The organism is Methylophilus sp. DMC18, from assembly GCF_056314005.1.
Genome location: NZ_JBQUZE010000005.1, coordinates 187,530 through 201,372 on the forward strand (window position 1 = coordinate 187,530; position 13,843 = coordinate 201,372).

Annotated in this window: 12 protein-coding genes; 1 reads left to right on the forward strand and 11 read right to left on the reverse strand. The window is 53.3% G+C overall.

All coding sequences use genetic code 11. From position 1 onward, the window contains the following. Window positions 1-66: 66 nt before the first annotated feature. The 5 genes from argA to ACT53G_RS12640 form a co-directional block, all read right to left on the reverse strand. A complete protein-coding gene (gene argA / locus ACT53G_RS12620) occupies window positions 67-1,635 on the reverse strand; it encodes an amino-acid N-acetyltransferase (protein WP_194749211.1) in 1,569 nt (522 codons plus the stop codon). 315 nt (window positions 1,636-1,950) lie between these two features. Further along, window positions 1,951-3,123 carry a cyclopropane fatty acyl phospholipid synthase gene (gene cfa / locus ACT53G_RS12625; protein WP_313988651.1) on the reverse strand — a complete coding sequence of 391 codons (1,173 nt, stop codon included), beginning with the start codon at window positions 3,121-3,123 and terminating at the stop codon, window positions 1,951-1,953. Between the two features lie 162 nt (window positions 3,124-3,285). Beyond that, window positions 3,286-4,131 carry an AEC family transporter gene (locus ACT53G_RS12630; protein ID WP_476169581.1) on the reverse strand — a complete coding sequence of 282 codons (846 nt, stop codon included), beginning with the start codon at window positions 4,129-4,131 and terminating at the stop codon, window positions 3,286-3,288. Window positions 4,132-4,139: 8 nt separating this feature from the next. Further along, window positions 4,140-4,607 (reverse strand): nuclear transport factor 2 family protein, encoded by a 468-nt coding sequence (locus ACT53G_RS12635; protein WP_338656395.1) that lies wholly within the window; start codon window positions 4,605-4,607, stop codon window positions 4,140-4,142. 41 nt (window positions 4,608-4,648) lie between these two features. Continuing rightward, entirely contained in the window at window positions 4,649-5,383 is a 735-nt protein-coding gene (locus ACT53G_RS12640) for a 16S rRNA (uracil(1498)-N(3))-methyltransferase (RefSeq protein ID WP_476145230.1), read from the reverse strand. A 111-nt stretch (window positions 5,384-5,494) separates the two neighbouring features. On the opposite strand from ACT53G_RS12640, the gene ACT53G_RS12645 reads away from it, so the two are divergent. Beyond that, the gene (locus tag ACT53G_RS12645) at window positions 5,495-6,046 is read left to right on the forward strand and encodes a thioredoxin family protein (RefSeq protein ID WP_313988658.1); all 552 of its coding nucleotides are present in this window, start codon (window positions 5,495-5,497) and stop codon (window positions 6,044-6,046) included. 3 nt (window positions 6,047-6,049) lie between these two features. Here ACT53G_RS12645 and ACT53G_RS12650 read toward each other — a convergent pair whose 3' ends face one another. The 6 genes from ACT53G_RS12650 to ACT53G_RS12675 all read right to left on the reverse strand — a co-directional run bounded on the left by ACT53G_RS12650 (window position 6,050) and on the right by ACT53G_RS12675 (window position 13,776). Further along, complete coding sequence (locus ACT53G_RS12650) at window positions 6,050-7,261, reverse strand: NnrS family protein (RefSeq protein WP_476169582.1); 1,212 nt, start codon at window positions 7,259-7,261, stop codon at window positions 6,050-6,052. 156 nt (window positions 7,262-7,417) lie between these two features. Next, entirely contained in the window at window positions 7,418-8,104 is a 687-nt protein-coding gene (locus ACT53G_RS12655; protein WP_476169583.1) for a PEP-CTERM sorting domain-containing protein, read from the reverse strand. 80 nt (window positions 8,105-8,184) lie between these two features. Then, window positions 8,185-9,753, reverse strand: coding sequence for a hypothetical protein (locus tag ACT53G_RS12660; RefSeq protein ID WP_476169584.1), 1,569 nt, complete (start codon window positions 9,751-9,753; stop codon window positions 8,185-8,187). A gap of 164 nt (window positions 9,754-9,917) precedes the next feature. Next, entirely contained in the window at window positions 9,918-10,583 is a 666-nt protein-coding gene (locus ACT53G_RS12665) for a PEP-CTERM sorting domain-containing protein (protein ID WP_476169585.1), read from the reverse strand. Window positions 10,584-10,678: 95 nt separating this feature from the next. Continuing rightward, entirely contained in the window at window positions 10,679-12,550 is a 1,872-nt protein-coding gene (locus ACT53G_RS12670; protein ID WP_476169586.1) for a sensor histidine kinase, read from the reverse strand. Between the two features lie 8 nt (window positions 12,551-12,558). Then, on the reverse strand, window positions 12,559-13,776 hold the full coding sequence (locus ACT53G_RS12675) for a hypothetical protein (RefSeq protein WP_476169587.1): 1,218 nt from the start codon (window positions 13,774-13,776) through the stop codon (window positions 12,559-12,561). Between the last annotated feature and the right edge of the window lie 67 nt (window positions 13,777-13,843).

Below are 13,843 nucleotides of genomic sequence, written 5' to 3' on the forward strand. Positions count from 1 at the left end.
TCAAGAAGCTAAGGCCATTGTTTGTTTTTTAGGGGCCATAAAAGGGTCAGCCTTTTGGCTGCGGCCTTACAAAGGTTTCACAAACACCTTGGACTTGCGCTGGAAATTATAGAACTTGAGTTTCTCTTGCGGCAGTTGCTCCACGCTTTGTTCGCTAAAGCCGCGCTCCAGAAACCAGTGTTCGGTGCGGGTGGTCAGGCAGAAAAGCTGTTTAAAGCCTTTTTGACTGGCTTGCTGCTGGCAAAAGTTAAACAGCTTGTCACCGCGGCCACCGCCACGGTAAGCGGGATCTATCGCCAGGCAGGCGAACTCTACCATTTTTTCCTCGTGAAACGGATATAAAGCCGCGCAACCGATGACGCGGTTATCATGTTCCATCACATAAAAATAGTTGATCTCCATCTCGATGCGTTCGCGGCCGCGCCGCACCAGAATGCCCTCATTCTCCAGGGGTTCAATCAACCGCAAAATGCCGCCTACATCTTCGATATTGGCCTGGCGCATGGTTTCCAGTGACAGTTCGGTGATCATGGTGCCTATGCCCTGGCGCGTAAACAGCTCCTGAATAATGGCGCCATCAATGTGGCGCGAGATCAGGTGGGTTCTGGCCACGCCATGCTCGCAGGCACGCACGGCGGCGGGCAGGTAATAATTGACGTCCTCGGAATAGAAAATCGGCTCATCACTTTCCTGCACGTTACGTAGCAGGTTGCGCGCCTTGGCCGAGGTCATTTCGCGCAACAATTCGCCGCGCAGGTTCTGGATCCCTTCTGAGTCCATCAGGAAAATCAGTTTTTCTGCATCCAGCGCAATCGCGGCACTCACCGCGACATCTTCCAGGGTCAGGTTAAAGGTCTCGCCGGTGGGGGAGTAGCCCATGGGCGACAACAACACCATCTCGCCATCGTCCAGCCGTTTCTGGATGCCGACCGCATCAATCTTGCGCACTTCGCCGGTATGTTGCAGATCCACACCGTCGCGTACGCCCAAGGGTTTGGCAGTGACAAAATTACCACTAGCAACACGGATGTCGCTGCCTGCCATCGGCGAGTTGGCAATGCCCATGGATAACAGCGATTCAATCTCGACCCGGATGGCGCCATTGGCTTCTTTTACCGCCTCCATGGCGGCATCATCGGTAATCCGCAAGCCGTTATGCAGTTTGGGGGTGAGGTGGTCACGTTTCAGGCGTTGCTCAATTTGCGGCCGGGCGCCATGGACTAATACCAGTCTGACTTCGAGGCTGGCCAGCAGGTTGAGGTCGTGCGAGAGGGCCACAAACTGTTGTTCACTGACGACTTCTCCGCCAAATGCAATGACAAAGGTGCTGCCGCCAAAGGCGTGGATATAAGGCGCCGCAGAGCGAAACCAATGCACAAACTCTTTGCTATTAGTGCTAGAGAGGATGGCGGGTGGCGTGTTGGTCAGTGAGACGGGGGTTAGGTTGGCATCATAGAGCCGGCCAGGCGTGGTATGCAGCGCCTGTGCGGCGGCGCGTAGCAGGGCTTCAGAGATGCCAATCTCACCGCGTTCAATGCGCGATAAATTGCTGGCATCTGTGCCCATGCGGGCAGCCAGTTGCTGCAAGGTTAAATTTTGCGATTTACGCAATTCCCTGATGTTTGAGCCTAGCATTTTGCGTTTAATTTAAGGTTAATTTGCAAAATAATAAATAAAAATGGTTTATATTGCAAATATTGGGGTGTTGATTTTTCACCGATGAAAGCAGATAAACGCCGATCAGGCGGACCCGGTGTGAGTTTTTAGCGTAAGTAAAGCGCGCGCAGTTTCAAGCGCAGCAGAATGTTAGCAGGGCAGTCCGCGCTCATCGGCGTGTATCGGCGCTTAAAAATTTTTGTGGTTGTAGATTTTCAAGGGTAACGGCACATAAAAAAATGACGGCCAAGGCCGTCATATTAAGGTCAAGAACACAGAGAGACTACGTCAACATCAACTGACTGGCTGCGGGCGGATTGAGCGATAGACACGGTTGCTCTGCCGTTTGCTCAATACCAGCTGCCAGAGTTGCCCTTGCCGGGCGCGGAAATAGCCTGCACAACACATCAGGTAGTATTTCCACATCCGGTAAAAACTTTCATCATACTTAAACTGCAATTCAGGCCAGGCACGGTTGAATTTGTCCCACCAGGCCATCAGGGTGCGGTCATAATCCGGTCCGAAGTTATGCCAGTCTTCAATTAAAAACTTTTCTTCAATCGCCCCAGTGATTTCGCTGGCCGAGGGCAATTTGCCATTCGGAAAAATATAGCGGTCTATCCAGGCGTCGGTATGCAGGGCGGTTTTATGATTGCCTATGGTATGCAACAAAAACAGCCCGTTATCCTTAAGCAAACGCTGTGCGGTGGCAAAATACGTTTCGTAGTTCTTTTGGCCCACATGCTCAAACATGCCGACCGAGACAATTTTGTCGAATTGACCATGCAACTCGCGGTAGTCCTTGAGCTGGATATCCACCGGCAATCCTGCACAACGTTCTCTGGCTAAGGCCTGTTGTTCAACTGACACCGTGATGCCGAGCACCTGCACCCCATAGTGTTGTGCCATATGCTTGGCCAGCCCGCCCCAGCCACAGCCGATTTCCAGCACGCGGTCACCGGGTTGCAAATCCAGCTTTTGGCAAATCATATCCAGCTTGTGACGCTGGGCTTCTTCCAGCGTTTGCGCATGTTGCCAGTAGCCGCAAGAGTAACTCATGCTCGAATCCAGCATGGCTTCAAACACATCATTGCCAATATCGTAGTGTTGCTGCGCCACCTGATAAGCCCGGTGCGGCGCTTGCAGGTTAAACAGGGTATGACGAATGATCTCAGCCAATAATTTGAGTCTGGCCGTCCCGCCCATTTTTTCATCCAGGTCCGCCCGCATGACGCGATGGAAAAACTCGTCCAGTCGGTTGCAGCCCCAGCGGCCCTCGATAAACGCCTGTCCCAGTCCGAGCGAGCCTTTGGTCAACACATCGCGGTAGACGCTTTCTTCATACACCTGGATATCCCAGGGCGCGTTGCCATTAATCGTGATCCCGGCGCCCGCCAGCAAACTGGCCAGCGTATCCGGTGGCGCGGGATGCGCACTGAGGTAATGGTTGGTCGTGGTTTTCGGCATGATCGTTTGATAATCCCTAATAACACTTCACGGAGGCATGACTGATGGATTGCATCATAAAAACAGTTGCGCTTGCAGACAACTCGTCATATGACGTATGACAGATTTGACGGCAAAGATTCCGTCGGACAGGATGGTTTTAACGAGCTAAAGCGGTTGCTGTCAGGGCTGCAATGCTGCAAACCATACTGACAGGCTGGCGATGCTGAGCAGGGTACTCAAGAACACGGCCGCGGCATACAGTGCGCCATCCAGGTGATAGCGCTCGCAGATAATAATGCCAAATACCATGGTCGGCATGGCAGCCAGCAAAATGCATGCAGTCAGGGTGTCACCCGAGATGCCCAGCCATTGTGCAAAGCACCAGGTCACCAGCGGTGCGACGCACAGGCCAATCGCACACACGGGCAATAACAAGGGCATGAATTTCAGTTTAAAAGTATCCCAGCGGATGCTCATGCCCAGTGCAATCAGCATCAGGGGCACCACGCCGCCCGCCAGGGTATGCAAGGCATGTGCAACCATGACCGGTTGCGGAATGTGGCACAGATTGAGGATGGCCGCCAAGAGCATGCCCAGGCTGAGCAAGATGGGCGTGCAGGCAAACAGGTCAAACTTGAGCACAATTTCATGCGTCCAGTCGCCCAATACCTCGCTGGTCACCGGTAGTCCAAGGTAGGTCGCGTTCGGGAAGGTGGCCGCCAGCATCAATGCGCCTTGCTGTGCACGGGTCACGGTCATCAGACGTTGCAATAATTGCAGTATCAGCCACATGCACGAGGCCGCGACCGTCAAGCGGCACACGGCAGTCAGCGCAATTTTGACTGCACTCAAATCAAACGGTGCTTGCCATAAGATATTGAGCACCAAGGCTGGCAATAGCACATAAAACACCAGATCTGTCAGCGCACGACGGTGCGACAGGGCGGTGATGTGCGAGGGCGCCCACCGTTGCCAGAGCATGCCTGCCAGAATCAGCAAGGCCATTTGCAGCATGACTTGAAACATGTGCCGCCTTATAAACCGAGCGCGGTCAGTCCGGGGTGCTCATCCGGGCGTCTGCCCAGGGGCCAGAAGAATTTGCGGTCTGCTTCTTTAATCGGCAGGTCGTTAATACTGGCGTGGCGCTGCATCATCAGCCCGGCGTCGTTAAACATCCAGTTTTCATTACCGTAGCTGCGATACCAATTGCCAGCGTCGTCGTGCCATTCGTAGGCAAAGCGCACAGCAATCTTGTTATCCAGAAACGCCCAGATTTCCTTGATCAAACGGTAATCCAGTTCGCGCGCCCATTTGCGCGTTAAAAACTGATGCACCTCTGCACGCCCCACCGGAAACTCGGCACGGTTACGCCAAACCGTATCTTCCGTGTAGACCTGGATCACGCGATCCGGGTCGCGGCTGTTCCAGGCATCTTCGGCCATGCGTACTTTTTGCATGGCAGTTTCCAGGGTAAAGGGCGGTAAGGGTGGGCGGGTTTCCATAGAAGCTCCTTGGGTTGCTAAGTGCGCAGTGTCAGACCTGCTTAAAAGTCTCCCCACAGTGACTGCATCACGCTCATGGCAGTCAATGCTGCGGTTTCAGTACGTAAAATCCGTGGGCCAAGCACGATAGACTGGAAGTGATGTTGCGAAGCGAGCGCAATTTCTGCCGCACTCAGGCCGCCTTCCGGGCCAATTAATAAATGAATGGCGTTTTTTGGCGGGTTTAGTGATGCCAGCCTTTGTGCACCGACAGGATTCAATAACAGGTTAAGGCTGTCAGCGGTCGCGTGCTGGCTCAGCCATTGTGCAAGCGTGAGAGGCGCATGTACTAAAGGAATTATGGCGCGGCCACTTTGCTCGCAGGCGGCGATTGCCACGCCTTGCCAATGTTCGACGCGCTTTTCGGCGCGGTCGCCACTGAGTTTGGTCACGCAGCGCTCGGTACTTAACGGGAAAATTTCGCGCACACCCAGTTCCACCGCTTTCTGGATGGTGTAATCCATGCGGTCGCCGCTAGAGATGCCTTGTAGCAGGCGGATATTCAGTGGCGATTCATTGCTGACCTGTGTGCGGCTGAGGACTTCAACGGTAGCGGATTTTTTCTCGACCTGCGTCAGCGCGCAGAGATAGTCAAAACCATCCCCACAAAACAAAATCAACGTGTCGCCTACTTTGAGCCGCATAACCCTGACCGCATGCGCCATGGCGTTATCACTGAGTGGGACGGATTGGCCCACAGTCAATGCAGCCGGGCTATGAAATCGTAAATTACTCATGACTGGCATTGTAACCAAAATGCCTGTGTGCGGGCACGGTGGTGACAAGATTCACCTTGGCGTCTTAATCACGTACCATAATGGTTTGATCTAATTGCAGGAGCAACGCTGATGGCAAGTATTAGCCCCCCCGTATGTGATTTTGGCTGGAAAGCACCGGCATTCAATTTGCCTAATGTAGATGGCAAGCTCGTCAATCTTGAAACCAGCATGGGGCCAAATGGTCTGCTGGTGATGTTTATCTGTAACCATTGCCCTTACGTGAAAGCCATCTTGCCTCGCCTGATCGCTGACGTAAAAGAACTACAGACGCTGGGCGTGAATACGGTGGCAATTATGTCTAATGACCCTTCCGATTATCCGGAAGACAGCCCTGAGAACATGCGCAAAATTGCCACCGAGATGGCGTTTCCGTTTCCTTATCTGTTAGACGAAACTCAGCAAATTGCCAAACTTTATGATGCTGTGTGTACGCCAGACTTTTTTGGCTTTAATAAAGATTTTGCGTTGCAATACCGGGGTCGGTTTGACGAGAGCCGCAAGGAAACTGCTCCTGAGAGTACCCGTGAATTGTTCAAAGCCATGAAACAGGTGGCCGAAACTGGGCAGGGTCCAAAAGAGCAAATCGCCAGTATTGGTTGTTCTATCAAGTGGAAAGAATGAGCGTTAACCGGGCGTGCCGTCAATGCGTGGTTGACTGAGGATCGGCCAATAGACAATCGTAAATAATGTGAATGCGGCGATCCAGGTGCTGGCAGCCAGCATCACTGACAAACGGTAAAAGTCTGGCAGCACGATAGGCAATAACACCCGGCTCAGGGTAGCAAAAATGACCAGGCCAAATATCCATACCAAGCTACGCGGTGGGTTATGAATATTGCGGCCTGTGTGCCCTAAGGAGACCCTAGCCATCATCGCTAGCGTAATCACGCCGATGCCGCCAATCGCCCAGCAATGGATGGCCATAATCACCGAAATGCTTGGCAGCAAAAAACTCAAGACATAAAGTAAAAAGCCCAGGTTAATAAGCCACAGCCCCAGATAAAAACTCCACAGTAGCGGCAGCTGCCAAATACCTGGTGTATGCCAGCGCCATAACCTAAAGCTTGCGCTGATGCTGATAGTAAGTCCTAACACTGTATTCAGCATTTCAGCATTGGCGGTTAATATATTGATCAACAGTGCGGTCAGGCAGACCATCAACAGGCGGTCTATCCAAACTGAATTTTTGAGCGTCACCTGTTCTTTCACACCACGCTCAATAAACATGGGCAAAATGCGGCGGCTCATCACCATGATCAGGCTGACATTGAGCAGTAAACCCATCCATAGCGCGGCATGTGCACCTTGGTTTGTCCAGCCCAGCGCTTGCGAATAAAAAGCCAGGTTGCCAACCGACAGCAACAGTACTTTTGACAGTACGCCCAGTTGGCGCCATTGCTTCACCTGAATAATTGGTCTGGCAATCGCGATGAGCAGCCACAGGTTGAATAGGCCGTCAAACGCAGCTGCCAATGCGACCAGAGAGGGTGCCATCAGCATGACGGCGCGGGCCAATGCCCAGCAGGTGACCAAGCCCATGAGCGGGCGACCATACAAGGTCTGAAGACCGGTCCAGTTTTTGACCGCGGTCAGTAAAAATCCAGCAATCACGGCAAAGGCAAAACCATATAGCATTTCGTGTGCATGCCACTGTGATGCGGTCACGGTGCTCAACACTGGCGCAGAAAGCGTTGCATATTTCCACACCCAGAGGCCAATCGAGAGCACCGCAAAGCAGGCAGCTAACAAGAAAAAAGGCCTGAAGCCCAGGTTGAACAGTGCAAACTGGTTAGCCGGTACCTTGCGGCTGGGTGGTGAGATGGTGAGTGGTTGCATGCAGGCCTCCTCAAAAGCGTATAGCGAATAATACGGCGCTGAGGTGCCCGCATATTGCGCTGACGCAAACATGATGCATGCAAAAATGCCAATTAAAAACCCCGCGCTGAACGGGGTTAAATCAACATCAGGCCTGATGGCCAAGGTGTCGGTGAGTTATACACGCAGCGGTTGTTTTCTAAACAGGCACAAGCCTGCGACCCCCAGGCCAAGCAGGCTGGCGGATAACGGCTCGGGCACTGGCGTCGCCAGCGTCGTCGCATAGGTGACATCGTCTACGGCAAACGTACTGGAGCAGCAACCGGTGCCAGCAAAGACGATGCGATTAAACGCCACATCGGAGGTGAACCCAATAAAGCCATTTAGAGTTTGATTGCTGACGTAAGGGTCTGGCGCGGCATAGGTGGCAATATGATGGTATTCACCATAGGCTGGGCCGATACGGGCCAAGCTGATGGAGAGCAATTGTAGCCGACTATTGTTCATGGTGAGCCCAAAGGCAGTGATTGGCTGACTAAATATCAGATCCGCCCAGCCGCCGTATGAGGTGTTGAAATAGAGGTTGGTTGTGCCATTGATATCTATCGCTGAAGAAGGTGCATCGACACTGACACTGCCGCTCAATGTGAAGTCATTGAGGTGGATGCCGGTGCTGCTGGGATCTAGGTCTGCCGTCACTGCGTCAAAGGTTTCGCTAGACACCGTACCCGCTGCAGTCAAAAAGCTGGCTTTATCCGTGTATACCGTGAAGGCTGCCATCGCGGGCATGCTAGTCAGGCCAATAGTAAAAAGCGTAACGAGTTTGATAAACCAAGCTGGATTAATCGCTGGGGATGACATCATATGCTCCTTTTAAGTAAATGATGGGATGAGAATGCTTGTATGTGTGTTAAAGCGACCTGGCAAAATATGCCTGTATTTTCTCAAGCGCTTTGACGACGCCATAACAACAGTGGCAAGCCAATCATGAGCAGCCAGGCCTGGCTTGGCTCTGGCACTGGGGTCACTGCCCAGCTGGCGACGACCAAAAACTGGTTGCTGTATATATTGTTGAGTTGCAAGCGCGAGGCCGTGCTCTGTCCGCTGAGTTCTAGCAAACCACTAGAGATTTCGCCGATATAGACTTCACCTTCACCTTGCAACACTGCCGAACCGGCATAATCGCTGTTACCAATCACCGTCAGGCCATTTCCCTCCAGCAAACTGATGCGATCATATAATCCATTCCGTAACAGAGCATAGCGAGCAGCATCTGGCAGGTTGAGTTCTACCAAGCCGCTGCTGCTATTGCCCAAGTAATAGATGGAGAGCATGGCGTCAGTCAACCCAAGTAATGCCCCATCCAGCGTCAATTGAGGGGCGGCACTTGTCGTGAGCGGCATGCCCAGCGCTTGATCCAGTTTCGAAGCAAAATCATGCTCATTGCTGCCGCTGGCAATCAGCGATAATGCCGCCAGCGACAGGGCTGCATTATCACTGGTCAGGTCTTCGCTGCTAAAGCCAGCCGTTGAGCGTCCCAGAGAGGGGTTCACGGTTGCGGTGACGTTCCATAGCTGGCGCATGAGATCGAAGGGTGAGTTGAACGTGGTAGGGGCTGTCGCGCCTGCATTAAGCAAGGTTGCACTGTCTCTGGCGGCTGCGAGCAGTGTTTGTGCATCTTTTAGCTCGGGCGTGCGGGCGATTTTCAGGGTATTTTCGACTGCGACATCCGTCAGTACGCTATTGCGCAGGGATTGAATATCGGTTGCGGCAGCATCCCAGCGAGCGGCTGCGACTCCGCCACCTGCCCCTGGGGTGGCGGCGAGGGCATCTGCCACATATTGGCTACGTGTTTTGGCGGTAAAGGTGGCATTCACATTGACTGTGCCGGATAAAGAGAGCCCGGCATAATTGATGCTCACCCCATCCGCGGTAAACGTGGGTGCGCCACTGGCTTGCAAGCGTATGGGTTGCACCAGTGCCGCTGCACTGGTGGTTGAGTTTGAGAGCGGAGAGAGAAATTTTAACGTGCTATAGACTTCGTCGCGGGTACAGGAAAGCGCGGTTGCACGGCAAAACCAGGTGGCATCGAGGTTGAGTGACTCGATGGTGGTCAGTAGGCCGCCGCTTAATGTGGCGCCGGCTTCTATCCGCGTCAGTGTGCGTTGGGTATCTGGCAATACTGAAACCCCAGGGTCATTTAGTGAAATAAATTGATTTCCTCTTAGTTCAATCGTCATGCTGCCGCTACTGAACGTTCCAAGTCGGGTGCTCAAAAACCGCGCATTGGCAATACTTGGGTCCAAGGTCAACAGCTTGTCAATCTGGTTGCTGTAAGTGGTGATATCCACGCCATCGACAGACACCGAGGTGGTTCTGTTCATGATGGCAATCTCGTTAAAGTTTAGCCGCATGTTAGTTGCGATTTCTGTGGCGAGGGCCTGGAAAGGCAGGCAAGCAGCCAACACAATGATGGCGGCAGATGGTTTAGCGTAGCGCTGCAAGGTCAACATGACAAACCCTTTGCCCTGGTTGGGCACGATATTAAGAATGTCCCTAGACTAGTGCAATCATCTGAAAAAAGGCACCCCCAGTTCAGGGGGTGCCATCACAGCTACTCAAAGCGTGAAGCAGTCGTTTTTATTTTTTACTAGGATTTTGGCGCGTGACAGCGCCTTTATTCTGTAGTCGATTTGCGCGTGCGCCTGTATCCAGCCACGCCTAGCAAGCCCAGGCTGAGCATGAGCGCCGAGGTGGGCTCTGGCACACTGCTCACCATTTGCCCATACTGGATATGATCCACTTCAATGCCGCCCCCGGTGCCTATGGTGATTGATTTTATGCCGCCGGCAAACTGCACACCAAAGAAGCGGTCATCGCCGGTGGTGCCGCCAAACGTGCCATCAGGAATGCCCGTATAGGACTGTGAACCCAGTGATTGCCCCAGTGCATCTGTTGCGCTGAACGTAATGGTGCCAGAGCCATCCGTCCAGACCACACCAAAAGCCGTTGGCAGAGGGCCGCTACCCGTGTAAGTAAAGGTTACAGTGCCTGAAAACCAGCTACGTCCTGCGGTGCCAAAACCATCAATGTTGCCATCATCGGCATCCACCGAGTCGGCAATGCCGGTGGGTCCATACACTGAACCGTTACTGGCACTGATAGACGCATCCAGCGAGCCATCTTCCAGATTATCTAGTAGGACAGGATTGCCTCCCAGGTAAAAGCCAGTTGGGATGTCACTCGAAGATAGGTAAGGCGTGGGTCCCCAGAAGATCGCGGTACTACTCATGGCATGTGCCATATTGGCACTGGCAAATAAACAGCCAGCGAGTGCGGTCATTATTGTTAATCTGTGCATGTCTCTATCCTCCTGATGATTGGAGTGCTCATCTTAGAGACTTTGCCATTTTGCTTGCACCCCCTGGATAGGGGGGGTTAATGGGGAGCTTGCGCGAATGCTTGCAACGGCAGTTGCAGGCAGAGCTTGAGCCCGCCTGCGGACAAGGCTTCAAAGTGCACTTCACCGCCCAGCAGCGTCGCGCGTTTCTGAATATTGTTCAAACCGCGGCCTTTGTTTCTGGCCGACTCGACGGGCAGCCCGATGCCATTGTCACTTACCGTCAGTAACAGCTGCCTGTCGCTACGACTCAGGTTGACTGTGACTTGGCTTGCCTGGGCATGGCGGATCACATTTGAAACCGCCTCGCGGATAATACGGCCCAGGTTCAGGACTTGCGGTTGCGTCAGGAGCAAGTGGTCTTCCTTCATCTCAATTTGCCAAACCAGCTGGATATGGACATCACTCAAGCGTTTTTCGCACTCGATACGGTAGTCGGCCATGGCATCCGTCAATGGGATATGTTCTGTGCCGGCCCGTGAAACTACATCGCGCAGGTCTTGCAGGGCAGACCTGGCAAGTTCGGCATTGTTGCTGTCTTGGGCGCGGTATACCAGGGTCAGCAGTTTTGCACCCAAGTCGTCATGCAGGTCCTGGTAAATCCGCTCGCGCTCCTCCAGTGAGGCCTGCTCTTTGAGAATGGACTGCAATTGCTGAAAGTTTTGATTCAGCTCTTCATGCTTGGAAACCACGCGTTGTTCGAGTTGCTGATTCAGTTGCTCGTAATCATTGAGGGCCCCCACATACCTTGAAGTCATCATGAGCCCGACAATCAAAAACAGCACGGGGGCCGAGAATTGCATCAGATATTCCTCATTGCTCACCCAGTGGTTGAGTGCAGCAATATTGGTGTGTATCAGCCAGTCATGAAAGGCAAATAGCAGGATCAAACTCAAGGTCAGCAACAGTAAGTTGGCATCCTTGTTGCGGTGCATAATGCCTTCTTTTGCCAGCAAGCAGAGGCCGAACACCACCACGCCCATGGTCACCAGGTGCCATACATCGGTGACGTCAGTAAAGTAAGCATCGGGAGTGCACAGCAAAGTCAGCGGCGACATGATGAGGATCGCCCACAGCAACTGATTGAAACGCTTAAGTCGGATGCCGACAAAATCGAGCAGTGAGATCAGCCACAAGGTGGCAATCGCCTGAAAACTCGCATTCACAAACAACTCCCATTGTGGGGTCGGCAAGGGCGCGGTGATGATGTAAAAATTGAGGGATTGCAGTGCCCAGACAAAGGCGGCCAGTCCAAACAGGCCGTAGGCGGTATCCTGCTTTCTGCGCCACCACAGGCTCAGCATCAGCAGCCCAATCCCCACGATCAGCAAGCTTGACGTCTGGTTCAGTGTGATACGGATAAATCTGGCTTCTTCAAAGCGCGGTTGCAGATGCTCTAATGTATCTATTTGCGGCGGAGCGAGCATGCCTTGAGAGTGTGCGGGGGCAATGACTCTTACGAGTAACAGATTGTCGCGGGGCTTGAGCAGGTGGGGCGGGATGGCAAATAACAAGGGGCGGTTCCAGTGCCTGGCGACGGGCTCTTCAAACGCACCGCCAGAGCCTATCTTCTCACCATTGAGAAACGCTTCCGCATTCAGGCTGAGCCTGGAAAGGTAGAGTCCATACAAAGCCTTCTGGCTGAGTGTCGGGTAATCAAACTGAAAGCGATACCAGCCTATGCCCTCTGCCGTCGGATGACTGATCTTCCAGATGTCCGGCAGGCTGGCAGGTTGCCAGTCAGCCTCGTCACCTGGGGGCTGGGGAGCGGCACTCTGGACAAACTCTCCTTGTTTCATGCTGACTAGGGCTTTGCTGGTCACTGCCGGGGTTGCAAATGTGCTCAGAGAGGCGAGCAGCAGCCACAAAAAAATGCAGCTATCGCGCAATGGTTTTAAGGGAGTATGCACGCAAAAGCTCATCTAAACAAAGCCGTCACTTGCAGGTAAATGTCGCGGACATCGACAAAGTTGCGCCCGGAAAAAGTATCCTGCATTTCGAGCCTGACGATGAGCGGCAGCGGTAACTTGCCTTGTTGCCAGGCCTGGATACCACTCCAGGTCGCGCTGAGCCGGTATTGGTCTGCGCGGGTGTAGGTGTTCGTTTCCAGGCTGCTGGTATCGGTGCCAAGGTCAGAGCGGTAAGTGTCAGACTGCTTTTCATAACGGTGCCAGGTGGCCGCCCAGCGCCAGTTGGACCAGCGATACCCCAACTCAATATCGGTTTCATAAAAGTCCCCCAGGTCGCGCTGTAATCTTTGTTTGCTACTGGCGAGGGCCAGTAACTGGCCTGATGAGGGGATGCGCATGCTGGCTTTGTCGCGGGTTTGCCAGTTGTAATCGGCCAGTAACCGCAAGTCGAGGTGACTGCCTATATTCTTGAAATATTCTATGCGGGTGCGCAGGTCGTCGCTACCGTCGCCGGGCGGCGTATCCAGCAAGTTATCCGGGTCGTCTTTTCTGGCCAGGCCGACACGCCAGCCGATGCCCACAATCAGGCTCTGGTCTGCCGCCTTGTAGGCCCGCCAGAGTACGCCTATGGTCGGGTCGCTAAATCCCTCTGACTGTTGAGAAGCAATCTGCTTGTATTCATAACCATACGCCGGATTCGTCAGGATATTTTGCACGCCAGCCGTATCCATGGGAGCCACAGCGCCACCCGCAGGCGCAAACGGAAAGTTGCCCGCGCTGATGGGCTGACTCGCGTCAAACGCGGGGTTTGCGCCGACATTACCACCGTCGACGCCAAAACTGACGCGCGTGTGTGATTTCACATAAGGGATGATCGCGCCTACTGTGATATCTGGCGTGATGCCATAGCCGATGGTCAATGTGCTGATCTGGTTACGCACCTCACTCTTGAAGCGCGTCGTTCCCAGCGAGGCACCGGGACCTAATAGTGCGAGCGAAGGGAAAATGCTGCTATTTAATTGAATGCCGTCAAAGCTGGCGCCTAGTCCCTGCAAGTTGCCATGTTGATCATAGGTCTGGTGGTAGTCGTTGTTGCGTTGCTCAAAGCGGATGCCCCAGCTACTTTCTGGCGCCATGGTATTGAGGCCAAACGCCGTGGGTATGGGTAATTCATCCATGGCGAATGCCTCTTGGGTTAGAAAGTTACCCAGTAATAGCCCGCCCATCAATAAACTGATCCAGTTCGTGCGTAATAGGGGGCGCATTCGATTAGGTAACAAAACAGGCAAACAC